The following is a 22,378-nucleotide window of genomic DNA, read 5'->3' as shown; positions in this document are numbered from 1 at the left end:
ATGAACTCGATCGACAGCCTGCTCCACGAGACCCGCCGCTTCCCCCCGGCGCCCGACTTCGCCGCGAACGCGGTCGCCGGGCCCGAGCTGGCCGAGGCCGCCGCGGCCGACCGCCTCGCCTTCTGGGGCGACCAGTCGCGTCAGCTGCTCTCGTGGTCCACGCCCTTCACCCAGACGCTCGACTGGAGCGAGGCCCCGTTCGCGAAGTGGTTCGCCGACGGCCGGCTCAACGTCGCCTACAACTGCCTCGACCGCCACGTCGAGGCCGGCAACGGCGAGCGCATCGCGCTGCACTGGGAGGGTGAGCCCGGCGACAGCCGCTCGATCACCTACGAGGAGCTGACCGCCGACGTGAAGCGCGCGGCGAACACGCTCGCCGAGCTGGGCGTCGGTCACGGCGACCGCGTCGCGATCTACCTGCCGATGATCCCCGAGGCCGTCGTGGCCATGCTCGCCGTCGCGCGGGTGGGCGCCATCCACTCGGTCGTGTTCGGCGGCTTCAGCGCCGACAGCCTGCGCGCCCGCATCGACGACGCTGAGGCGAAGCTCGTCGTCACAGCCGACGGCGGCTGGCGCAAGGGCAAAGTCTTCCCCCTGAAAGCGGCAGTGGATGCGGCCATCGCCGACGGCGAGAGCTCGGTCGAGCACGTGCTCGTCGTGCGCCGCGGCGAGAACACGGTGGAGTGGACCGAAGGCCGCGACCTGTGGTGGCACGACACGGTCGAGGAGGCGAGCGACGAGCACGAGGCCGAGGCCTTCGAGGCCGAGAACCCGCTCTTCATCCTCTACACCTCAGGAACGACCGGGAAGCCGAAGGGCATCCTGCACACGAGCGGCGGCTACCTGACCCAGGCCGCGTACACGCACAAGAACGTGTTCGACCTGCACCCCGAGACCGACGTCTACTGGTGCACGGCCGACGTCGGCTGGATCACCGGCCACAGCTACGTCGTCTACGGCCCGCTCGCGAACGGCGCCACCCAGGTCATCTACGAGGGCACCCCCGACACCCCGCACCCGGCGCGCTGGTGGGAGCTCGTGGAGAAGTACCGGGTGTCGATCTTCTACTCGGCGCCGACCGCGATCCGCTCGTTCATGAAGATCGGGCGGCAGGAGCCGCAGAGGTTCGATCTGTCGAGCATCCGCCTGCTCGGCTCGGTGGGCGAGCCGATCAACCCCGAGGCGTGGATCTGGTACCGCGACATCATCGGCGCCGGCGTCGCGCCGATCGTCGACACGTGGTGGCAGACCGAGACCGGCGGCATCATGATCAGCGCCCTGCCCGGTCTGACGACGCTGAAGCCCGGATCGGCGCAGGTGCCGTTGCCCGGCATCTCGGTCGACGTGCTCAACGAAGACGGCACGCCGGTCGGCAACGGCGAGGGCGGCCTGCTGGTCGTCACCGAGCCCTGGCCGAGCATGCTGCGCGGCATCTGGGGCGACCCGGAGCGCTTCGTCGAGACCTACTGGTCGAAGTTCCCCGGCGGCGAGGGACAGCCGCCGCAGTACTTCGCCGGCGACGGCGCCCGCAAGGACGAGGACGGCGACATCTGGCTGCTCGGCCGCGTCGACGATGTCATGAACGTCTCGGGCCACCGCCTGTCGACGGCCGAGATCGAGTCGGCGCTCGTGTCGCATCCCTGGGTCGCCGAGTCGGCCGTCGTCGGGGCCGCCGACGAGACCACGGGCCAGGCGGTCGTCGCCTTCGTGATCGTCAAGGCCAGCCAGGCGGATGTCGCGACGGCCGCCGAGGCCGCCGACGTGCTGCGCGCCCACGTCGCCCAGCAGATCGGCGCGATCGCCCGGCCCCGTCAGATCTTCATCGTCACCGAGCTGCCGAAGACGCGCTCGGGCAAGATCATGCGGCGCCTGCTGCGCGACGTCGCCGAGGGCCGCGAGGTCGGCGACACGACCACGCTGGCCGACACGAACGTGATGCAGATCATCACCGACAAGCTGAAGTAGCCGGAGCGATCCGACTCAGCCAGAGCCGATCGGGCGGGACGGCGAAGGCCCCCTCATCGCACTGCGGGAGGGGGCCTTCGTGGGCTGGCGCCGTGGTCGTGCAGCCGCGCCGGTCACGTGGATGCGCGGCGCGCGGCTCCTCGGCGGGCGACGCTTAGGCGAACTCGAGCACGAGCTCCACCTCGACCGGCGAGTCGAGCGGCAGCACCGCGACGCCGACGGCGCTGCGGGCGTGCACGCCGGCGTCGCCGAAGACCTCGCTGAGCAGCTCCGAGGCGCCGTTGATGACACCCGGCTGCCCGGTGAAGGCGGGGTCGGAGGCGACGAAGCCGACGACCTTGACGACCCGGGTGACCCGGTCGAGTGAGCCGATCACGGTCTCGGCGGCGGCGAGCGCGTTGAGCGCGCACTGGCGGGCGTAGGTCTTGGCGTCGTCGGCGCCGACCAGGCCGGCGGCGGCATCCGCCCCGACCTTGCCCGTGGCCGGCAGGGCCCCGTCGATGAACGGCAGCTGGCCCGAGGTGTAGACGAGGTTCCCGGTCGTGAGCGCCGGGATGTACGCGGCGACCGGAGCGGCCACGGCGGGCAGCGTCAGGCCGAGCTCGGCGAGCCGGGCCTCGATGCGGCCGCTCACGCCTCCGCCCCGGCCGGCGCGACGGGGCGCTTGAGGTAGGCGACGAGCCCGCCCTCGGGTCCGTTGACGATCTGCACGAGCTCCCAGCCCTGGGATCCCCAGTTGTTGAGGATCGCCGTCGTGTTGTGGATCAGGAGCGGCGTCGTCAGGTACTCCCAGGTGGGCATCGTTGGGCATCCATTCAGTCGGGGGCGAGGGGCCGTAACGTACCATCGAGCCTATGCCTGCCCAGAAGAAGAGCGTGAGCAGTCTGCTCGGCGCCACCCTCGGCACCGTCGGTTTCAGCGCGCTCGCCGGTGTTCTCGTGACCGTCATGGTCGCCCCGGCCCTCGCCGTCACCGGAATGACCGCCTCGAGCACCATCGGCATCTTCGAGGGTCTGCCCGACTACATCACCCTCGGTCAGCAGAAGCAGCAGAACGAGATCTACATCAACGCGACCGACGGAACGCCGGTCAAGATCGCGACGGTCTACGACCAGAACCGTCAAGAGGTGAAGCTCGATCAGATGAGCAAGTACCTCAAGGATGCGGCGATCGCGGGCGAGGACGCCCGCTTCTACGAGCACGGCGGCGTCGACCTGCAGTCGCTGCTGCGCGCGGGCTTCGGCTACGTGACCGGCACCGGCGACACCGGAGGCTCGACGCTCGCGATGCAGACCGTGCGCAACATCCTCGTGCAGAAGGCCCTCAACGAGAACGAGGGCGACCAGGACGCCCAAGACAAGGCCTACAAAGAGGCCACAGAGCCCACCCCGAGCCGCAAGCTCAAGGAGATGAAGCTCGCCATCAGCCTGGCGAAGCAGTACTCCAAAGACGAGATCCTGCAGGGCTACCTGAACATCGCCAACTTCGGCGTGAACACCTACGGCGTGCAGGCCGCCGCGAACCAGTACTTCTCGGTGAACGCCTCCGATGTGACGCCGGCGCAGGCCGCGTCGATCATCGCGATCACGCAGAGCCCCGACCAGTTGCGCCTGTCGAATCCCGACAACTACAAGGCGAACCAGGAACGTCGTGACTACATCCTGAAGAAGATGCACGCCGAGAAGTTCATCTCCCAGAAGGAGCTCGACGAAGCGCTGGCGATCCCCGTCGACGCGAACTTCGTGCACATCACACCGCCGACCAGTGGATGCGCGTACGCCGCCCCGGAATGGCGACTCCCGTGCGACTACCTGCGCAACTCGATCACCGAGCTGACCTCGCTCGGCGCGAGCACGACGGAGCGCAAAGAGAACTACAAGACCGGCGGATACAAGTTCTATCTGTCGATCGATGCCCAGGCGCAGACGGCCGCGCGCCAGGTGCTGCAGGAGCGCGCTCCTGCAGATGAGTCTCGATTCCAGCTCGGAGCGGCGGCGTCGACCGTCCAGCCGAACACCGGGCGCATCCTGGTGATGGCCCAGAACAAGGACTTCGACGACAGGCAGGGTGCCGACCCGAATACGACCGCGATCAACTACGCCTCCGATGTGACTCACGGCGGATCGGGTGGGTTCCAGCCCGGATCGACTTACAAGCCCATCACGCTACTGGCGTATCTCGAGGCAGGAAACGGCGTGAACCAGGTGTTCAACGCGAGCGTGCGCTCGATCAACATGTCGAAGGTCAAGACCTGCGGCGACACGGGCGGAGGCGCGCCGTTCACGTTCCAGAACGACGCTGGCGAGAGCGGCCCTTACACGGTCGCTCGAGGCACCGCCCGTTCGGTCAACTCGGTATTCCTGCAGATGGCGACGCAGGTCGATCAGTGCGACATCGCCGACGTGGCGTCGAAGCTGGGCATCTACAAGGCCTACGACCCGAAGGCCCCTCTCGACACCTTCCTGACCTGCGCGATCGGAGTCTGCGGCAACAATGTGAGCCCTGTCATGATGGCGGCCGCCTACGCCGGCATCGTCAACCACGGCGTCTACTGCAAGCCCACGATCGTCGACAAGATCATCGCGCCGGATGGCACCGAACTGCCGGGCCAGGCTGGCGACTGCACACAGGCCGTTCCGGCCAATGTCGCCGATACCGCCGCAAACGTCATGGGAGGCGTCTTCACGTCAGGCGGAACCGCGGTCGCCGCGATCCCCTACGACGGCCAGGAGTACATGGGCAAGACCGGAACAACCGACGAGGCGAAGCAGACCTGGACCAACGGAGCGACGACGGCGGCCTCGACCTCGCTGTGGGTCGGCAATATCCAGGGTTCGCAGAACTTGCGGCGAATCTACGTGAAGGGGACGAGAGCGGCAGAGCTGCGCAATCCGATCTTCAAGGCGATCGCGCGCGCCGTCGATGTGACGAACCCCGGCGGCGACCTGCCTGCGGCCGATCCGGCCCTGCTCACCGGCAAGCCGACCATCGTGCCCGACGTGACCGGCCAGACCGTCGACAAAGCCCAGCCGATCATCGAGAACGCCGACCTGGCCTTCGCCGACGGCGGTCCCATCGACTCCGACCAGCCGGCCGGAACGATCGTGCGGACCGATCCGGGCGCCAGCGCCTCGGTCGCGAAGGGCACCACGGTCACCGTGTTCACTTCGAACGGCCAGGGCAAGTCGGTACCCGATGTGACGGGCAAGACCTTCGACGACGCGAAATCGACCTTGCAATCCGCTGGATTCTCTAACGTGACGCAAGGAACGTGCACGTCGAGCAACCAACCCGGGGATGCGCAACCGACGGTGACCGCGCAGACACCGGGTGGCGGGGCGATGGCCAACGCGGCGACGCCGATCACGCTCGACGTCAAGAAGTTCCGGTGCTGATGGCGCGCTCCGGCCGCGCGACCGCCACCGCCCTCGGGCTGACCGTCGCGGCCGGGGCGGCCGTGGCCGCCTACGGCGTCTTCGTCGAGCGGGTGCGCTGGACGGTGCGCGAAGAGGTGCTCCCGATCCTGCCGCCCGGCAGTCGCGACATCACGGTGCTGCACCTGAGCGACCTGCACATGGCGCCGTGGCAGCACGGCAAGCAGGAGTTCATCCGCTCGCTCGCGCACTACGAGCCCGATCTGATCGTCGACACCGGCGACAACTTCGGCCACGTGGATGCGCTCGACGCGATCCACTACGCGCTCGAGCCCTTCGCGGGAACCGCCGGCGTCTTCGCCCACGGATCGAACGACTACTACGGCCCGGTGCTGAAAAACCCCTTCGGATACTTCTTTCCCGAGCAGGGCACGAGTCGTCGCCCGATGGACATCGACACGGAGTCGCTGAACAGCCTGTTCGCCGACTTCGGCTGGCTCGACCTCAACAACCACGCCCGCGCGATCGAGCTCAAGGGCACGCGCATCGAGTTCTTCGGAACCGGCGACGCGCACCGTGGCTGGGATCGCCTGGATGCGCTGCCCGGCGCCGTCGAGGAACTGCGCGAGAACGTCGAGTGGTCGACCGACGAGGCCGAGCCGGTGCTGAGCATCGGCGTGACGCACGCCCCGTACCGCCGCGTGCTCGATGCGCTCACCACTCAGGGCGCCGACGTAATCTTCGCAGGCCACACCCACGGCGGCCAGGTGCGCATCCCGGGCCGGCCCGCGCTGGTCACGAACTGCGACATCCCGGCGGCGCAGGCGCAGGGCCTCAGCGTGTGGCGCAGCGCCCGCGCGAGCGCGTTCCTGGAGGTCTCGGCGGGCCTGGGAACCTCGATCTACGCACCCGTGCGCTTCGCCTGCGCACCCGAGGCGGTCGTGGTGACACTGACCGCCTCCGATGTCGGCTATCCTTGACAGGTTGCCGCTCGCGGCAGCAGCTCGAGACCGGGGTATGGCGCAGTTTGGTAGCGCGCGTCGTTCGGGACGACGAGGTCGCAGGTTCAAATCCTGTTACCCCGACCGGTGCTCGTGAGAGCAGAGATGAAGGGCCGCCCAGCAGGGCGGCCCTTCTTCGTATCCGGCCCTGGCCGACTTCGCCTAGGCGAAGTCGGCGTCGGGACCGGACTTGTAGCTGAAGTCGAGGCGCGGACGCCACCCGTTGTTGAGCACGCCGCCGCTCTCGTCGAGGTAGCAGGCGCCGCAGAGCGACTCGTAGCCGACCTCGACGCCGTCGATCGCGACCTGCTCGCCGTCGAAGACGAAGCGGCCGTCGACCGTGCGGGCGTTGAAGACGGCCTTGCGGCCGCAGCGGCAGATCGTCTTGAGCTCCTCGAGCGAGTGCGCGGTCTCGAGCAGGCGGCGGCTGCCGGGGAAGGCGACCGTCTGGAAGTCGGTGCGGATGCCGTAGGCCAGCACCGGCACATCCTCTTCGATCGCGATGCGGAAGAGGTCGTCGACCTGGTTCTCGTCGAGGAACTGCGCCTCGTCGACGAGCAGGCAGCTCACATCCCGCTGCGTGGCGGCGAGCACGCGCTCACGCTCGGCCTGGAACCGCGCACGGATGTCGTCGCTCGGCCCGACCGTGAAGTCGACCTCGCGGGTGACGCCGAGGCGCGAGACGATCGCGGCGTCGCCCTTCGAGTCGATCGAGGGCTTCGCGAGCAGCACGTTCTGCCCGCGCTCCTCGTAGTTGAAGGCGGCCTGCAGCAGCGCGGTGCTCTTGCCGCTGTTCATGGCGCCGTAGCGGAAGTAGAGCTTCGCCATCGCTACTCCAGGATCCCGTCCTCCGCCGCGCGGCGGATCAGCTCGGCCTTCTTGCCCGCCGGGCGCCCCACCTTGGCGTACTTCTCGCGCACGCGGCGCAGGTAGGTCTTGGCGGTCTCGTACTGCACGTTCATCTCGGCGGCGACCTCGGCGGTGCTGTGGCCGCCGACGTAGAGACGCAGCGCCTCCTCCTCGCCCGGGCTGAGCCGCGGGCGCACGTGCTCCGGATGCGCGCTCAGCCCCGAGGGCGGCGGACGCCATCCCCCGGCGGTGCCGGCATCGTCGAGGCCCATGACGCGGCGCGCCGCCTCCATGACCTCGGCCATCGGCATCGTCTTGGAGAGGAACTCGGCCGCGCCGGCGGCCATCGCCCGCTCCCGCGCCTCGGGAGTGTCGAGGCTCGTGAGCACGACGACCTTGGCGCCGGCGGCGCGGCAGGTGCGCACGCGGGCCTCGATGCTGACCGGCTCGGCCAGCTGCAGGTCGAGGAAGACCATCTCGGTCGGGAACGCCGGGCTGTGCACGAGCTGCAGCCAGCTCGTCGCGGCGAGCACCACGTCGAAGTCGGGGGCGTTGCCCGAGATCCAGCTGCTGAGCGAGTCGAGCAGCACCTCGTGGTCATCGAGCAGCGCGAGGCGCACGGGCGAGCGCCGAGGCGTGCGCGTCGACAGGCTGTCGAGGGTGTCGCCGCCCGGGGCGGATGCGGCTCCCGGCATGCTCATTCGTCCAGATTAGAGGGTTCACGGGGCGCTTCCCGGCAGGCGACGTGCCGGGAGGTGCCTCGTGCGGAGTGCCGCATCAGAACAGCGTCGGCTGCAGCGCATCGGCGGCCGCCGCGCCGAGCTCGGCGGCGAGCATCCGGTCGGAGTCCGCGCCCGGCCGCCCGCCGGCGAGCGTCGCCGGGGCTCCGCGCAGGGCCCGCGAGCGGATCGCTCCCGTCGTCGGCTCGGTCGGCGCACGGTCGACGCCGTGCTTGCGCAGCAGCGGGCGCACCTTGGCGGCCAGCCACGTCCGGTACTCCTTCGGCGCGTAGTCCGAGCCGGCGTAGAGCTCGCGGTAGCGCCCCACGAGATCCGGATGCTCCCGCTCGAGCCAGGCGAAGTACCACTCCCGCGCGCCCGGCCGCAGGTGCAGCGCCGAGTAGACGACCGAGCCGGCGCCGGCCTCGGCGATGCGTCCGAAGGCCCGATCGAGGTGCTCGCGGCTGTCGGTGAGCCAGGGCAGCACCGGCATGACGAAGACGCTCGGCGCGAAGCCCGCATCCCGCGCCGCCGCGATGGTCGCCAGCCGCGCCTCGGTGCTCGGCGCACCGGGCTCGATCGACTTCTGCAGCTCGGGGTCGAACACCGCGATCGACATCGCCAGGTCGACCGGCACCCGCTCGGCCGCCGCCTGCAGCAGCGGCAGGTCGCGCCGCAGCAGCGTGCCCTTGGACAGGATGCTGAGGGGCGTGCCCGAGGCGGCGAGCGCCGCGATGATGCCGGGCATCAGCCGGTACCGCCCCTCGGCGCGCTGGTAGGGGTCGGTGTTGGTGCCGAGGGCGACGGGATGCCGCTGCCAGCTCGGTCGCGCCAGCTCCTTCTGCAGCACCTCGGCGACGTTCACCTTGACGATGATCTGCTCGTCGAAGTCGCGGCCCGCATCCAGATCGAGGTATTCGTGGGTGCGGCGGGCGAAGCAGAACACGCAGGCGTGGCTGCAGCCGCGGTAGGGGTTGATGGTCCAGCCGAAGGGCAGCGCGGCCGCCGCCGGAACGTGGTTGAGCGCGCTCTTGGCCAGCACCTCGTGAAAGGCGATGCCGGCGAACTCGGGCGTGCGCACGGTGCGAACAAGGTCGTGCAGGCGGGCCAGCCCGGGCAGCGCGCCCTGCTGCTCCGAGTCCAGCTGCTGCCCGCTCCACCGCATGTCGAGATTCGAACACATGTTCGAACAGGTGTCGATGCGAGTCCGCACCCCGCCGTCCGGCGGCGTGGCGGGTCCGTGGCGGGCCGCTGTCGGGCAGGTGGCGCACGCCTGGCGGGCTGCCGTCGTGGTGGCGCGGGCCGCGCATCCCTAGCGTGATGGGCATGAACGAGACCCGCATCAGCACCCTCCGGCGCGAGCGCGGCTGGACGCAGGAGCGCCTGGCCGAGCAGAGCGGCGTGGCCGTGCGCACGATCCAGCGGCTCGAGCGCGGCAGCGACGCGAGCCTCGAAACCCTCACCATGCTCGCCCGCGCCTTCGACGTGCCGGTGCGCGACCTGTTCGACTCGGTCGACGGCGCCGCCTTCGGCGAGTCGGTCGACGGCCTCGACAGCCGCACCGAGCAGCAGCAGGAGCAGCGCGACCGCGCCACCCGCAGCTGGCGCAGCCTCTACGTCGGTCTCGGCGTGGTCGTCAGCCTGGCGGTGATCGCGGTCATCGGCTTCACCGGCTGGGGCCAGCTGATCTTCGTCACGGCCGCCTACTGGGCCGGCGGCGCCCTGCTCGGTCGCTTCCTCATGGATGCGGTGATCGAGCCGCGCCTCGACGAGCGCTACCCGCTCTCCCGCAGCACCCGCCGCGGTCGCGACCGGGATCGCGACCGCTGACGGCCGTCCACTGACCACTGACCCCGTATCGCGTCGAGTCGCCCCGAGGGTGGCCGCAAACGCACACAACACGCCGCCCCGCCCGTGCATTCGTGGCCACCCTCGCCGCGAGCTCTCCCGAGGGTGGCCACGAATGCGCGCGACACGCCGGACCGGGCGGGCATATCTGGCCACCCTCACCGGGCGCGGTGGATGAGGCATCGACGCCGCGCGGCAGTCGCGGTCCGACGGTGGCGACGACGACGCTAGGCCGCCGAGCCGAGCACTCCCCCGGCCAGCCCGACCTCGGCGCCGTGCCAGCGGCGGCGCAGCCAGCGGTCGTGGCTCGCGATGACGACCGCGCCAGGGTAGCCGCCCAGCGCATCCTCGAGCTCGGTCGCGAGGCCGAGCGACAGGTGGTTCGTCGGCTCGTCGAGCAGGAACACGTGCGGCGGCTTCGCGATCACCAGGGCCAGCGCCATGCGCCGCTGCTGCCCGATCGAGAGCCGGCCCACGGGCCGGTCGAGGTCGCGTTCGGCGATGAGTCCGAGCTCGGTCAGCGGATGCCGCTCCGCCCGCTCACCGCCGAGCCGCTCCTCCCACAGCGCCCGCGGTGTGCGCGCGCCGTCGGGCCAGCGCACGTCCTGCCGTAGCAACCCGATCCGCAGTCCCTTGCGCCGCCGCACGGCCGTGCCGCGCACGGGCAGGTCGCCGGCGAGCACCGAGAGCAGGGTGGATTTGCCGGCGCCGTTCGGTCCGGTCACCAGCAGCCGCGCATCCGGGGCGATCTTCAGCTCGTCGACCCGCAGGCGGCCGTCGACCCGGGCGTCGTGCACGCGCAGCAGGGGCTCATCGTCGTCGAGGATCTGCGAGCCGCGTGGGATGCCCTGGAACGTGAGAAGGGGCGGCGGCGCGGCGACGCGGGTCGCGTCGAGCTCGTCGAGACGCGCCTGCGCATTGCGCACGCGACGGCTGATCTGCTTCTGCACCCGTCCGCCGTGGCGGTCGTAGGCGGGCTTGTTCCTGTCGCGCATGACCCGGTTGTGACTCACGGCCGGCGCGACCGTGACGACCGCATCGGCGAGCCGTTCGAGCTCGTCCTCCTCCTCGGCGAAGCGCTGCTCCCAGCGCGCGCGCTCGGCGGCCTTCGCCGCGAGGTAGTCGCTGTAGCCGCCGCCGTAGCGCGTCGCCCCGGCTCGTGCGGGATCGATGTCGAGCAGGTCGGTCGCGACCTCATCGAGGAAGGCGCGGTCGTGGCTCGCGAACACGAGCGGACCGCGCCAGGCGCGCAGCCGCGTCGCGAGGAACGCGACCGCGGCGTCGTCGAGGTGGTTCGTCGGCTCGTCGAGCAGCAGCGCGTCGGGCTGCGCGAGCAGCAGCGCGGCCAGCGCCACGCGGCTGCGCTGCCCGCCCGAGACCGTGTCGACCCGGCGGTCGAGCTCGAGCGCGCCGACGCCGAGCCCGTCGAGCAGCTCGTCGCGGCGTGCATCCAGCGACCAGAGGTCGACGGCCTCGGCGCGCTCGAGGGCGCGGGCGTAGCGCTCGTCGGCGTCGGGGCTCGTGCCGAGCGCCGCGGCGGCCGACTCGAGCTCGCGCTCGAGCTCGCGCAGCGGCGCGATGGCCGCATCGACCAGGTCGCCGAGCAGTGCCGAGCCGGCCACGGGCGCCTCCTGCCAGAGCAGGCCGGTGGCGGCGGGCGCGTGCACCGTGCCCTCGTCGGGCCGCTCGACGCCGGCCAGGATGCGCAGCAGGGTCGACTTGCCGGCGCCGTTCTCGCCGATCAGCCCCAGGCGGACGCCCGGGGCGACGGTGAGGGCGACGCCGTCGAGCACGCGGCGGTCGCCGTAGGCGTGCGTGACGCCCTCGGCGACGACCGCCGCGGAGAGCCGCCGGATGGGCGGCGGGGAGGTCGGGTTGGAGTGGACGGATCGCAAAAGAGAGCTCCTTCGTCGTCGGCGCCGCACCAGAGGTGCTTCCTGGCCGGGAGCTGGACCGTCGCCGGTCAGAGCAGCTCGCGCGGAACGCCAGGGGCGCGCGTTACCCGCCGGGCTGGAGCCTCGGACGCGGGTCGGGGACGAAGTCAGATCTTCACGGGGAGCGACGCTAGACCCGGTTCCGGGATGCGTCAACCACGATCGCGAACATTCCGCTGACGGAATAGAGGCGGTTCACTCCGCCGCGGGCGACGCCACAGAGTCGCGCACGACGAGCCGGCACTGCAGACGGGTGGTCATCGAGGCCGGCCCGGCAGCCGCGTCCGACGACTCTCCTCCCGGCACCACGGCATCCTGCGCCGCCGACTCGCGCAGCGCCTCCTCGAGCCGTTCGATCGCCAGGCGCCCCATCTCGTAGTGCGGCAGGGCGACCGTGGTCAGGCCGGGATCGAGCCCCGCCGAGACGGGCAGGAAGTCGTCGATGCCGACGACCGACAGCTGCTCGGGGATCACCAGGCCGTGGCGCCCGGCGACCTGGTAGAGCCCCATCGCCATCTGGTCGTTGAAGCAGACCGCGGCCGTGAACCCAGGATGCGCGTCGAAGGCGCGCTGGGCCGCGCGACGCCCGGCGTCCGCATCCGCGATGCCCGGCACGCGCACGATCGCGCCGGTGAGGCCGCGATCGGCGAGCGCCTCGCGGAAGCCCGACTCGCGTCCCTCGCGCGCCGGGCTGGGCTCCTCGATCGTGAGCTGCACGATGCGGCGATGCCCGGCGGCGAGCAGATGCTCGGTCGCGAGGGCGCCGATCTGCTGCTCGTCGGGCACGATCGACGCGGCCGCATCGGCGCGGTCGACCGCGTCGACGAGGATCGACGGCAGCGTGTGCAGCGCGGCCGGCGGATCGACGTACTGGTGGTACATGCGCGCGTAGACGATCGCATCCACCTGCTGGGCGAGCAGCGCGTCGATCTGCCGGCGCTCCACCTCGGCGCCGCCGTGCGAGTCGACGGCCATGAGCAGCAGGTCGAGCTCGGAGGCGGCGTCCTGCGCCCCGGCGATGAGGCGGCCGGCGAACGGCGTCGACGCGATCTCGTCGCTGACGAAGCCGATGAGGCGCGAGCGGCGGCCGCGAAGCGCGCTCGCGATGCGGTTGGGAGCGTAGCCGAGCTCCGCGGCGATGAGCTTCACGCGCTCGCGGGTGGCGGCGCTGACCTGGCCCCGGTCGTTAAGCGCGTGCGAGACCGTCGTGACCGACACGCCCGCGGCCGTCGCCACATCATGGATGCCCACACGCCGGGCCATCGCATCCTGCTCTCTCGGCGCCGCGCGCCTCGCCCCACCGCGCTCCATCGCGCGCTGGGGTCAGCGTAGCGAGTGCGCGCGGGCGTGAGGAGCCGCTGCGGGCGCGCCGAGCGTCAGGCCTGGATCTGCAGCGCCTTCGCCGTGCGCGCGAGCGTCTTCTTCGCCGTCGCGGCCGTGTCGCCGACCGTGCCGCCGAAGCTGGGCACCATCTCGGTGAGCTTCGGCGTCCACTCGGCGATCTTGTCGGGGAAGCACTTCTCGGCCAGGGTCAGCATGATCGGCACGGCCGTCGAGGCGCCGGGCGAGGCGCCCAGCAGACCGGCGATCGATCCGTCGGCGGCCGAGACGACCTCGGTGCCGAACTGGATGACGGCCTTGCCGTCGGCGCCCTTCTTCATGACCTGCACGCGCTGACCGGCCGTGATCAGGCGCCAGTCGGCATCCACCGCGGTCGGGGCGAACTCGCGCAGCGCGCGCATCTTCTTCGCGCGGGTCGCGAACACCTCGGTCACCAGGTACTTGACCAGGTCGAGGTTGCCGAGGCCGGCGCCGATGAAGGTGCCGAGGTTGTGCGGGCGCAGCGCCTGGAACAGGTCGAGCAGCGAGCCCTTCTTGAGGTACTTGGTCGAGAAGCCGGCGTAGGGCCCGAACAGCAGGCTCGCCTGGCCGTTCACGACGCGGGTGTCGAGGTGCGGCACCGACATCGGCGGGGCGCCGACCGACGCCTTGCCGTAGACCTTGGCCTGGTGCTTCGCCACGACCTCGGGGTTGTCGGTGCGCAGGAACTCGCCGCTGATCGGGAAGCCGCCGTAGCCCTTGATCTCGGGGATGCGCGACTTCTGCAGCAGGTTGAGGGCGCCGCCGCCCGCGCCGACGAACACGAAGCGCGCCGTGACCTCGAGGTGCGTGCCGCCGACCTCGTGGCGGATGCGGATCTTCCAGAGGCCGTCCTTGGTGCGCTTCAGCCCGACGACGCGGTGGTCGGTCTTGAGCTTCGCGCCGCGCTCGGTCATCGCGCCGATGAGGGCGCGGGTGAGGGCGCCGAAGTCGACGTCGGTCCCGGCGGCGATGCGGGTCGCCGCGATCGGCTCGCTCTTGGCGCGGCCCGGGATGAGCAGGGGCGTCCAGGAGCGGATGGTGCGCGCGTCCTCGCTGAACTCCATGCCGGCGAACAGCGGGTGGTCTTTGAGCGCCTCGTAGCGGCGGCGCAGGTAGTCGACGTTCTTCTCGCCCCACACGAAGCTCATGTGCGGCACCTCGTTGATGAAGGCCTTGGGGTCGGGCAGGGCGCCCTCGTCGACGAGGTACGACCAGAACTGACGCGACACCTGGAACTGCTCGTTGACCTCGATCGCCTTCGAGACGTCGATCTGACCGTTCTTCTCGGGCGTGTAGTTCAGCTCGCAGAGGGCGGAGTGGCCGGTGCCCGCGTTGTTCCAGGGGTTCGAGCTCTCCTGGGCGATGTCGCCGAGACTCTCGAAGATCTCGATCGACCAGCCGGGCTCGAGGCGCTGCAGCAGGGTTCCGAGGGTGGCACTCATGATCCCGCCGCCGATGAGGACGACGTCGATGGGCTTGCTCACCGGGTCAGTCTAGTTCGCGGGCGCGAGCCTCATTACCACGCCGGGATGCCGCATCCCCGTCAGCGCGCTCGCTCAGCCGGTCGTGTCGGGCGGGAGTCCGAGCTTCGTGAGCGCCTCGTCCATGCGGCGGGCGAAGTCGGCGTGGCCGGCGGCATTCGGGTGCAGGTAGTCGTCGGCGAGCACGCCGCGCTTCGCCGCGTCGTCCATCCAGTGGGATGCGCCGCTCACCCAGTCGGCGCCGATGCGGTCGGCGGCCTCGTGCACCCAGCCGATGATGACGCCGAGCGATTTCGGCCGGTCGTCGGTGTACCAGAACGGCTCGACGACGATGAAGCGGGCGTCGGGCAGGGCGTCGTGCAGCCGGTCGAGGTCGCGGTCGATGGCCTGGCGGATGTCGTCGGCGGCGACGCCGCGCGCGTCGTAGCTGAAGTTGTCGTTGAGCCCCATCGTCACGAACACGATGTCGGGCTTCACCGCGATGATCTCGCCCGGCAGGTCGCGGTCGCCGCGGTTGTTGACGAAGCCGAGCCCGTTGACGCTCGGGTTGAACTCGCGCCAGCCGCGTTCGGCGCTGACGATGCTCGCCCAGCGGTCGCGCGGATCGGCGAGCGCCGTGCCGATCGTGTAGGAGTCGCCGTAGAACGCGGCGAGCGGGGCGTCGGCGGCGCCGTGCTGGATGATGCCGTCGGCGTCCGGCGTCGCGGTCGTCGCGGGGGTGGCGGAGCCCGAGCTCCCGCCGGAGCCCGTTCCGCCGCCGCCCGCGCCCGCGGCGCAGCCGCTCAGCGCGGTCACGACGGCGACCCCGAGCAGCACGCGCGGCAGCACCCCGCGGATCGTGCGGGGTCCGGGGCGGGGCTGCGGCGCATCCATGCCCGGTATTCGATCACGCGACCCTCACCGGATGGGTGCGCAACTCAGCAGGGATCCGCCGAGGCGACCGTCTCGGGCCATCGCACGCGATCCCTGCTGAATTGCGATGGATCACGACGGCGACTCGGACCGTGTGGTCGGGGTGCGGGTCAGGCGCTGACGCGGGACGCGAGCAGCTCGGCGATCTGTACCGCGTTGAGCGCCGCGCCCTTGCGCAGGTTGTCGTTCGAGATGAACAGCGCGAGGCCGCGACCGCCCTCGACGCCCTCGTCCTGGCGGATGCGGCCGACCAGGCTCGGGTCGGCGCCCGCGGCCGCGAGCGGCGTGGGCACGTCGACGAGCTGCACGCCCGGGGCGTCGGCCAGCAGGTCGCGCGCCTCGGCCGGGCTCAGCGCCGCGGCGAACTCGGCGTTGATCGACAGCGAGTGGCCCGTGAAGACCGGCACGCGGACGCAGGTTCCGCTGACCGGCAGCCCGTCGATCTCGAGGATCTTGCGCGTCTCGTTGCGCAGCTTCTGCTCCTCGACCGTCTCGTCGAGACCGTCGTCGACGAAGTCGCCGGCGTGCGGGATGACGTTGAACGCGATCGTGGTCGGGAAGGCCTTCGCGGCGGGGAAGGCGACGGCGGCGCCGTCCTGCACCAGACCCATCGCATCCTGGCCGACCGCGGCGGTCGCCTCGGCCAGCAGCTCCTCGCCGCCGACGAGACCGGCGCCCGAGACGGCCTGGTAGGTGCTGACGATCAGGCGGGTCAGGCCGGCCTTCTCGTGCAGCGGCTTCAGCACCGGCATCGCGGCCATCGTGGTGCAGTTCGGGTTGGCGATGATGCCCTTGACCGCGTGGTCGATCGCGTGCGGGTTGACCTCGCTGACGACGAGCGGCACCTCGGGGTCCATGCGCCAGGCGCTCGAGTTATCGACGACGGTCACGCCGGCGGCGGCGAAGCGCGGCGCCTGCACCTTCGACATGGTCGCGCCGGCCGAGAAGATCGCGACATCGAGGCCTGTCGGGTCGGCGACCGACGCATCCTCGACCGTGATCTGCTCGCCGCGGAACGGCAGCGTCGTGCCCGCGCTGCGCGCCGAGGCGAAGAAGCGGATCTCGGCGATCGGGAAGTCGCGCTCCTCGAGCAGACGACGCACGACGGCGCCCACCTGGCCGGTGGCGCCGACGACGCCGAGACGGATACCGGAAGTGCTCATGGATGTGCCCGATCGATGGTGCGAGAAGGATTACGGAGAGTGTAGGGCGCGACGCCCAGCGGCGCCGTGGCGCGGGGAGCCGCGCGGGCCGGATCGGCACGACCTCGACGGAGATCGGCACGAATCGGTGGATGCGGCGGTCGACCCGAGAGACCGGTCAGCCGGTCCCGGTCAGCAGAGGCTCAGCGCCCGGTGCCGGCGTAGACCTTGGCGTCGCCGTCGCCGTCGAGCCCGAACGCCGTGTGCACGACCTGCGTCGCCTTCGCGAGCGAGTCGGCGCGGGTCACGACCGAGATGCGGATCTCGCTGGTGGAGATCATCTCGATGTTGATGCCGTTGTCGCTCAGTGAGGTGAACAGCTGCGCCGAGACGCCCGCGTTCGTGCGCATGCCGGCGCCGACGACCGAGAGCTTGCCGATCTGGTCGTCGTACTGCAGCGACTGGAAGCCCACGTCGGGCTGCTCGGCCTTGAGCGTCGTGAGCACCTTCTGGCCGTCGGCCTTCGGCAGCGTGAACGAGATGTCGGTGAGGCCGGTGGCCGCGGCCGACACGTTCTGCACGATCATGTCGATGTTCGCGCCGGTCTTGGCGACGATCGTGAAGATCTCGGCCGCCTTGCCGGGCACGTCGGGCACGCCGACGACGGTGATCTTGGCCTCGCTGAGGTCGCCGGCGACACCGGTGATGATCGGCTCTTCCACTTTCTCTCCCTCGGTGGGGTTGACGACGAGAGTGCCCTCGACAGGGCTGAACGACGAGCGCACGTGCAGGGTCACGCCGTGACGACGGGCGTACTCGACCGCGCGGATGTAGAGCACCTTGGCCCCGGCCGCCGCGAGCTCGAGCATCTCCTCGCTCGTGATGCGGTCGATCTTGTGCGCGCGGGGCACCACGCGGGGGTCGGCGGTGAAGACGCCGTCGACGTCGGTGTAGATCTCGCAGACGTCGGCGTTCAGCGCCGCGGCGAGCGCGACGGCCGTCGTGTCCGAGCCGCCGCGGCCGAGCGTCGTGATGTCGCGCGAGTCGCGGTTGAAGCCCTGGAAGCCGGCGACGATCGCGATCGCGCCCTCGTCGAGGGCCTCGCGCACGCGCACCGGGGTGACGTCGACGATGCGGGCGGCGCCGTGCTGCGCATCCGTGATCATGCCGGCCTGGCTGCCGGTGTAGCTGCGGGCCTCGTGGCCGAGGCTCTTGATCGCCATCGCCAGCAGCGCCATCGAGATGCGCTCGCCCGTCGTGAGCAGCATGTCCATCTCGCGGGCGTCGGGGATGGGCGTGACCTCGTGAGCGAGGTCGATCAGCTCGTCGGTCGTGTCGCCCATCGCGCTGACCGCGACGACGACCTCGTTGCCCGCCTTGCGCGTCTCGACGATGCGCTTGGCGACGCGCTTGATGCTCTCCGCGTCGGCGACGCTCGATCCGCCGAACTTCTGCACGATCAGGCTCACTGCGCCGACTCCCGGTTGCTCGATTCCTCGGGAATCATACCGAGGCACGGGATGCGCGCCCGACCGTGTGACACCGGGCGCCGCGAGCGCGCTCGCGGGCCGGCTCGAGGGTCGGCTCGCGGGCCGTGGATGCGCGCCTCAGGCCGCCGAGATGCGGATCATGTTGCCCGCGGGGTCGCGCACGGCGCAGTCGCGCGGGCCCCAGTCCTGGTCGGTCGGCTCCTGCACGATCTCGGCGCCGTGCTGCTGCAGACGGGCGAAGGCCGCATCCACGTCGTCGCTGAGGAAGACGAGGTTCGGCAGCATCCCCTTGACCAGCAGCTCGCCGAGCGCGTCGGCATCGGCGGGTGCGCGGCCGGCGTGCGGCTGCGAGAGCACGAGCTCGGCGGCCTCGCCCGGCACGCCCAGGGTGACCCAGCGGCCGTCGCCGTAGGCGATGTCGTTGCGGGTCTCGTAGCCGAGGCCGTCGCGGTAGAAGACGATGGCGGCGTCGACGTCGTCGACCGTGATGTTCACGAAGCGGAGTCCGATGCTCATGGGTCTCACGCTAGGCGCGGGGGCGCGCATCCGCTTCTCGGATCGTGCTCGATGCGCGGTGCAGCGGCGGATCGCGGTGGATGCGGGTGCAGTCGATGCCGAGCGCGGTGGATGCGGGTCAGGCGCTCGGCGGACGCGGCAGCCGGGTGGGGCGCGCGACGGCGCGCGCGACGCAGCCCGGCATCTCCTCGAAGGGCGAGTGCGGGCGGGCGCGATAGGCGCTCGGCGACTCCCCCGCGATCGTCGTGAACGCGGTGCTGAACGAGCCGAGCGAGCTGTAGCCGACCGCGAGGCAGACGTCGGTGACGCTCGTGCCCTGTCGCAGCAGCAGCATGGCGCGCTCGATGCGCCGGGTCATCAGGTAGGAGTGCGGGCTCTCGCCGTAGGCCGCGCGGAAGCGGCGCGAGAAGTGCGCCGCCGACATGTGCGCGTGGCGCGCGACCGCGGCGACGTCGAGCCCGGAGGCGAACTCGCGGTCCATGAGGTCGCGGGCGCGGCGCAGGGCGGTGAGCTCGGCGCGGCGCTCGGGCGTCAGCGGCACGCGCGGCGCTCCCGAGCACGCGCGCGCCGCGCCCATCGCGGGGCCGCGAGAGCGTCCGAGTTGCCCAGTTCTGCCGGGTTCCCGGGCCAGAACGCGGCAGAACTGGGCAACTCGCGGCTCAGTTCTCGACGAGCCGGCGGCCCTCGAAGGCGCGGCCGAGCGTGACCTCGTCGGCGTACTCGAGGTCGCCGCCGACCGGCAGGCCCGAGGCGAGGCGGCTGACCCGCAGGCCCGGCTGCACGAGCAGGCGGCTCAGGTAGGTCGCGGTCGCCTCGCCCTCGAGGTTCGGGTCGGTCGCGATGATCACCTCGGTGACCGTGCCGTCGGCGAGGCGCTGCACGAGCTGGGTGATGCGCAGCTGGTCGGGGCCGATGCCGTCGATCGGGCTGATCGCGCCGCCGAGCACGTGGTACAGCCCGCGGAACTCGCGCGTGCGCTCGATCGCGACGACGTCCTTCGCCTCCTCCACGATGCAGATCACGGTCGGCACGCGGCGCGGGTCGCGGCAGATCGAGCACAGCTCGCCCTCGGCGACGTTGCCGCAGCGCTGGCAGAAGCGCACCTTGTCGCGCACCTCGGCGAGCACCTGCGACAGCCGCGTCGGGTCGTAGGTCTCGGTCTGCACGATGTGGAACGCGATGCGCTGCGCCGACTTCGGTCCGACGCCGGGGAGGCGGCCGAGCTCGTCGATCAGCTCCTGCACGATGCCCTCGTACATCAGAAGTCATCCCCTCGGGGCGGTTCGGCGACGGGGCGCACCTTCGACTCGATCTGGTGCTCCTCGATGAAGGTGGCGTTGAGGATCTCGCGCACGACGGCCTCGCCGTAGCGCTGCCCCTGCGGCGCGGCGGGGCGTCGGGGGGCGGTCGGCGGCGTGCGGCGGGCAGCCGGCGCCGCGGCGGCGGTCGGCATGGATGCGGCGGCCGAGCTGCGCGCGGCGGGCCGGCTCACGCCGTCGTCGGGCGGGGGCGGGGCGTCGTAGTCCGGCGGGGCGTCGTCGTCGGACGGCGCGTCGCCGGCTGAGGCCTTCGCTGCGGAGTCGCCGGCCTGATCCGCCGCGTCGGCGGCGGCGCTGAACCCGGGGGATCCACCGAGGCCCGGAGCCGCCCATCCCGCGGCGTCGATGCCGCCCGGCTCGGCGGGGGCGGGCGTCGCTGCGGACGTCGCGGCGCCCGCGGCCGCGCTCGCGGGGGCCGGGTCGGGGTCCGCGGCGGGCGCGGACGGGTCGGAGTCGGGGATGCGCGCGACGTTCCAGCCGCCCGCGGAGGTCGTGCTCGCCGACGCGCCGGCGCCCGCGCCGGTCGGGGCACTCGACGGGGTGGCCGGGGCGGCCGGCGCCGACGACGCTCCCCCGCGCGGAGCCGCGGGCTCCGCCGGGCGGGACCCGCCCGCGGCGGGAGCCGCGGGGCCGTCGACCGGCTTGACGATGTACTTCACGCGCACGCCCAGCACCTTCTGGATCGCACTGCGCAGCTGCTCGCTCGGGCTCTCGAGCGCCTGCTGCGCCGAGCCGCGGAAGCCCTCGATGTCGCGCTGGCTCGGGAAGGTGAGGGTGAGCACCTCGTCGTGGAAGTCGCGCACGACGCCCGTCATCGCGACCATCCAGGCGCGCCGGTTCGACTCCTGGACGACCTCGAGCACCTCGGGCCAGGCGTCGCGCACCTGCTGCAGGGTGACCGGGCCGACCGGCGCCGGTGCGGCCGGGCGCTCGGCGCGGCGCGGCTCGGAGGTCGGGATGGGCTCGGGGGCGGTCTCTGCGGCGACGGCGGGTGCGGTCGGCTCCGTCGGCGCGGCGTCGCGCTGGCTCGACGCGGGCCGGCCGGATGCGGGGTCCGCAGCGGTCGCCGGGACAGCAGGCGCCGGAGCGGCCGGCTCCGAAGCGGTCGAGGCCGGAGCAGCCGAGGGCGTCGATATGGATGCCGACGGTGTGGACGAGGCCGACTCCGGAGCCGCCGGCACAGCGGCACGCGCCCCTCCCGACGCGCCCGAGCCCGTCGCATCCTCGATGCCGACGCGGCGCTCGAGGCGCTCGACGCGGGCCAGCGCGCCGCGCTCGGTCGCGTCGGCGGCGGGCACGAGCAGGCGGGCGAGCAGCAGCTCGAGGTGCAGGCGCGGCGAGGTGGCGCCGGTCATCTCGGTCAGGGCGGCGTTGGCGATGTCGGCGGCGCGCGACAGCGCGGCCGAGCCGTACGACGCCGCCTGTCGGCCCATGTGCTCGAGCTCGTCGGCCGGCACGCCGCGCAACACGGCGGCGGCGCCCTCCCGGGTCGCGGCGACGACGATCAGGTCGCGCAGGCGCTCGAGCAGGTCCTCGACGAAGCGGCGCGGGTCCTGACCGGTCTGGATGACGCGGTCGACCGCGGCGAAGGCGCCCGGCGCGTCGTCGGCGGCCAGCGCATCCACGATCTCGTCGAGCAGGGCGCCGTGCGTGAAGCCGAGCAGCGCGACCGCGCGCTCGTACTGCACGAGCGCGCCCTCGCTGCCGGCGATGAGCTGGTCGAGCAGCGAGAGGGTGTCGCGCACCGAGCCGCCGCCGGCGCGCACGACGAGCGGCAGCACGCCGGGCTGTACCTCGACGCCCTCGCTCTCGCAGAGCTGCTGCAGGTAGTCGAGCATCGTCGCGGGCGGCACCAGCCGGAACGGATAGTGGTGCGTGCGCGAGCGGATCGTGCCGATGACCTTCTCGGGCTCGGTCGTCGCGAAGATGAACTTGACGTGCTCCGGCGGCTCTTCGACGAGCTTGAGCAGGGCGTTGAAGCCCGCGCTCGTGACCATGTGGGCCTCGTCGAGGATGAAGATCTTGAAGCGGTCGCGGGCCGGGGCGAAGGCCGCGCGGTCGCGCAGGTCGCGGGCGTCGTCGACGCCGTTGTGGCTGGCCGCGTCGATCTCGATCACGTCGAGCGAGCCGCCGCCGTCGCGGGCCAGCTCGACGCACGAGGCGCAGGTGCCGCAGGGGGTGTCGGTGGGGCCCTCGGCGCAGTTGAGGCAGCGGGCCAGGATGCGCGCGCTCGTGGTCTTGCCGCAGCCGCGCGGGCCGCTGAAGAGGTAGGCGTGATTGACGCGGTCGGTGCGCAGGGCGGTGCGCAGCGGATCGGTCACCTGCGACTGCCCGATCAGCTCGGCGAAGTTCTCCGGCCGATAGCGGCGATACAGGGCGGTGACCACCCGCACAGACTACCGGCGACCTCCGACGTCGGCAGGCCCGCATCCACCCCTCGGCGCACGGGCGCCGCACGGGGTGCGG

At 71.7% G+C, this 22,378-nt stretch carries 19 protein-coding genes and 1 tRNA gene; 5 read left to right on the top strand and 15 right to left on the bottom strand.

All coding sequences use genetic code 11. The annotated features are described in order from the left end of the window. Nucleotides 1-1,965, top strand: coding sequence for an acetate--CoA ligase (acs, locus tag FJ658_RS04600; protein WP_141144197.1), 1,965 nt, complete (start codon nucleotides 1-3; stop codon nucleotides 1,963-1,965). Between the two features lie 154 nt (nucleotides 1,966-2,119). Here acs and FJ658_RS04595 read toward each other — a convergent pair whose 3' ends face one another. Continuing rightward, nucleotides 2,120-2,599 carry a RidA family protein gene (locus tag FJ658_RS04595; protein WP_141144196.1) on the bottom strand — a complete coding sequence of 160 codons (480 nt, stop codon included), beginning with the start codon at nucleotides 2,597-2,599 and terminating at the stop codon, nucleotides 2,120-2,122. Next, nucleotides 2,596-2,766 (bottom strand): hypothetical protein, encoded by a 171-nt coding sequence (locus FJ658_RS16050; RefSeq protein WP_181408326.1) that lies wholly within the window; start codon nucleotides 2,764-2,766, stop codon nucleotides 2,596-2,598. Before FJ658_RS16050 ends, FJ658_RS04595 begins: the two co-directional genes overlap by 4 nt. Before the next feature lie 53 nt (nucleotides 2,767-2,819). On the opposite strand from FJ658_RS16050, the gene FJ658_RS04590 reads away from it, so the two are divergent. The 3 genes from FJ658_RS04590 (at nucleotide 2,820) to FJ658_RS04580 (ending at nucleotide 6,424) form a co-directional block, all read left to right on the top strand. Next, on the top strand, nucleotides 2,820-5,360 hold the full coding sequence (locus FJ658_RS04590; RefSeq protein WP_141144195.1) for a transglycosylase domain-containing protein: 2,541 nt from the start codon (nucleotides 2,820-2,822) through the stop codon (nucleotides 5,358-5,360). Then, entirely contained in the window at nucleotides 5,360-6,319 is a 960-nt protein-coding gene (locus FJ658_RS04585) for a metallophosphoesterase (RefSeq protein ID WP_141144194.1), read from the top strand. Before FJ658_RS04590 ends, FJ658_RS04585 begins: the two co-directional genes overlap by 1 nt. A gap of 31 nt (nucleotides 6,320-6,350) precedes the next feature. Beyond that, nucleotides 6,351-6,424, top strand: a tRNA-Pro gene (locus tag FJ658_RS04580). 78 nt (nucleotides 6,425-6,502) lie between these two features. On the opposite strand, the gene FJ658_RS04575 is transcribed toward FJ658_RS04580, so the two are convergent. The 3 genes from FJ658_RS04575 to FJ658_RS04565 all read right to left on the bottom strand — a co-directional run bounded on the left by FJ658_RS04575 (nucleotide 6,503) and on the right by FJ658_RS04565 (nucleotide 9,073). Further along, a complete protein-coding gene (locus FJ658_RS04575) occupies nucleotides 6,503-7,168 on the bottom strand; it encodes a thymidine kinase (RefSeq protein WP_141144193.1) in 666 nt (221 codons plus the stop codon). Between the two features lie 2 nt (nucleotides 7,169-7,170). Beyond that, a complete protein-coding gene (locus FJ658_RS04570) occupies nucleotides 7,171-7,890 on the bottom strand; it encodes a response regulator (protein WP_370454760.1) in 720 nt (239 codons plus the stop codon). 76 nt (nucleotides 7,891-7,966) lie between these two features. After that, complete coding sequence (locus tag FJ658_RS04565) at nucleotides 7,967-9,073, bottom strand: Rv2578c family radical SAM protein (RefSeq protein WP_141144192.1); 1,107 nt, start codon at nucleotides 9,071-9,073, stop codon at nucleotides 7,967-7,969. Between the two features lie 161 nt (nucleotides 9,074-9,234). Between FJ658_RS04565 and FJ658_RS04560 the strand changes: the two genes are divergently transcribed. Next, a complete protein-coding gene (locus tag FJ658_RS04560; protein ID WP_141144191.1) occupies nucleotides 9,235-9,738 on the top strand; it encodes a helix-turn-helix domain-containing protein in 504 nt (167 codons plus the stop codon). Nucleotides 9,739-9,983: 245 nt separating this feature from the next. Here the strand turns inward: FJ658_RS04560 and FJ658_RS04555 are convergent, their stop codons facing one another. The 10 genes from FJ658_RS04555 to FJ658_RS04510 all read right to left on the bottom strand — a co-directional run bounded on the left by FJ658_RS04555 (nucleotide 9,984) and on the right by FJ658_RS04510 (nucleotide 22,299). Then, nucleotides 9,984-11,651, bottom strand: a complete 1,668-nt coding sequence (locus FJ658_RS04555) for an ABC-F family ATP-binding cassette domain-containing protein (protein ID WP_255447559.1) — start codon at nucleotides 11,649-11,651, stop codon at nucleotides 9,984-9,986. 234 nt (nucleotides 11,652-11,885) lie between these two features. Further along, entirely contained in the window at nucleotides 11,886-12,953 is a 1,068-nt protein-coding gene (locus FJ658_RS04550; protein WP_141144190.1) for a LacI family DNA-binding transcriptional regulator, read from the bottom strand. Between the two features lie 113 nt (nucleotides 12,954-13,066). Beyond that, nucleotides 13,067-14,536: a malate:quinone oxidoreductase gene (locus tag FJ658_RS04545; RefSeq protein ID WP_141144189.1), complete on the bottom strand. Its 1,470-nt coding sequence runs from the start codon at nucleotides 14,534-14,536 to the stop codon at nucleotides 13,067-13,069. A gap of 72 nt (nucleotides 14,537-14,608) precedes the next feature. Beyond that, complete coding sequence (locus tag FJ658_RS04540) at nucleotides 14,609-15,406, bottom strand: SGNH/GDSL hydrolase family protein (RefSeq protein ID WP_141144188.1); 798 nt, start codon at nucleotides 15,404-15,406, stop codon at nucleotides 14,609-14,611. Between the two features lie 149 nt (nucleotides 15,407-15,555). Next, complete coding sequence (locus FJ658_RS04535; RefSeq protein WP_141144187.1) at nucleotides 15,556-16,608, bottom strand: aspartate-semialdehyde dehydrogenase; 1,053 nt, start codon at nucleotides 16,606-16,608, stop codon at nucleotides 15,556-15,558. 182 nt (nucleotides 16,609-16,790) lie between these two features. Next, the gene (locus tag FJ658_RS04530) at nucleotides 16,791-18,056 is read right to left on the bottom strand and encodes an aspartate kinase (protein ID WP_141144186.1); all 1,266 of its coding nucleotides are present in this window, start codon (nucleotides 18,054-18,056) and stop codon (nucleotides 16,791-16,793) included. Nucleotides 18,057-18,194: 138 nt separating this feature from the next. Continuing rightward, nucleotides 18,195-18,593: a VOC family protein gene (locus FJ658_RS04525; protein ID WP_141144185.1), complete on the bottom strand. Its 399-nt coding sequence runs from the start codon at nucleotides 18,591-18,593 to the stop codon at nucleotides 18,195-18,197. Nucleotides 18,594-18,711: 118 nt separating this feature from the next. Next, on the bottom strand, nucleotides 18,712-19,128 hold the full coding sequence (locus tag FJ658_RS04520; RefSeq protein WP_255447576.1) for a helix-turn-helix transcriptional regulator: 417 nt from the start codon (nucleotides 19,126-19,128) through the stop codon (nucleotides 18,712-18,714). A 124-nt stretch (nucleotides 19,129-19,252) separates the two neighbouring features. Beyond that, complete coding sequence (recR, locus tag FJ658_RS04515) at nucleotides 19,253-19,852, bottom strand: recombination mediator RecR (RefSeq protein WP_141144183.1); 600 nt, start codon at nucleotides 19,850-19,852, stop codon at nucleotides 19,253-19,255. After that, nucleotides 19,852-22,299, bottom strand: a complete 2,448-nt coding sequence (locus FJ658_RS04510; RefSeq protein ID WP_141144182.1) for a DNA polymerase III subunit gamma and tau — start codon at nucleotides 22,297-22,299, stop codon at nucleotides 19,852-19,854. Before FJ658_RS04510 ends, recR begins: the two co-directional genes overlap by 1 nt. Between the last annotated feature and the right edge of the window lie 79 nt (nucleotides 22,300-22,378).

This window comes from Schumannella sp. 10F1B-5-1 (genome assembly GCF_006517535.1).
Classification (GTDB): Bacteria; Actinomycetota; Actinomycetes; order Actinomycetales; family Microbacteriaceae; genus Schumannella.
This window is presented reverse-complemented; position numbering and strand designations above follow the sequence as displayed.

What these genes read in the sequence shown, in the direction of transcription:
- FJ658_RS04550 (WP_141144190.1), bottom strand. Translation starts at nt 12,953, where the DNA reads ATGGCCCGGCGTGTGGGCATCCATGATGTGGCGACGGCCGCGGGCGTG.
- FJ658_RS04575 (WP_141144193.1), bottom strand. Translation starts at nt 7,168, where the DNA reads ATGGCGAAGCTCTACTTCCGCTACGGCGCCATGAACAGCGGCAAGAGC.
- FJ658_RS04525 (WP_141144185.1), bottom strand. Translation starts at nt 18,593, where the DNA reads ATGAGCATCGGACTCCGCTTCGTGAACATCACGGTCGACGACGTCGAC.
- recR (WP_141144183.1), bottom strand. Translation starts at nt 19,852, where the DNA reads ATGTACGAGGGCATCGTGCAGGAGCTGATCGACGAGCTCGGCCGCCTC.
- FJ658_RS04540 (WP_141144188.1), bottom strand. Translation starts at nt 15,406, where the DNA reads ATGGATGCGCCGCAGCCCCGCCCCGGACCCCGCACGATCCGCGGGGTG.
- FJ658_RS04565 (WP_141144192.1), bottom strand. Translation starts at nt 9,073, where the DNA reads ATGCGGTGGAGCGGGCAGCAGCTGGACTCGGAGCAGCAGGGCGCGCTG.
- acs (WP_141144197.1), top strand. Translation starts at nt 1, where the DNA reads ATGAACTCGATCGACAGCCTGCTCCACGAGACCCGCCGCTTCCCCCCG.
- FJ658_RS16050 (WP_181408326.1), bottom strand. Translation starts at nt 2,766, where the DNA reads ATGCCCACCTGGGAGTACCTGACGACGCCGCTCCTGATCCACAACACG.
- FJ658_RS04535 (WP_141144187.1), bottom strand. Translation starts at nt 16,608, where the DNA reads ATGAGCACTTCCGGTATCCGTCTCGGCGTCGTCGGCGCCACCGGCCAG.
- FJ658_RS04560 (WP_141144191.1), top strand. Translation starts at nt 9,235, where the DNA reads ATGAACGAGACCCGCATCAGCACCCTCCGGCGCGAGCGCGGCTGGACG.
- FJ658_RS04585 (WP_141144194.1), top strand. Translation starts at nt 5,360, where the DNA reads ATGGCGCGCTCCGGCCGCGCGACCGCCACCGCCCTCGGGCTGACCGTC.
- FJ658_RS04590 (WP_141144195.1), top strand. Translation starts at nt 2,820, where the DNA reads ATGCCTGCCCAGAAGAAGAGCGTGAGCAGTCTGCTCGGCGCCACCCTC.
- FJ658_RS04570 (WP_370454760.1), bottom strand. Translation starts at nt 7,890, where the DNA reads ATGAGCATGCCGGGAGCCGCATCCGCCCCGGGCGGCGACACCCTCGAC.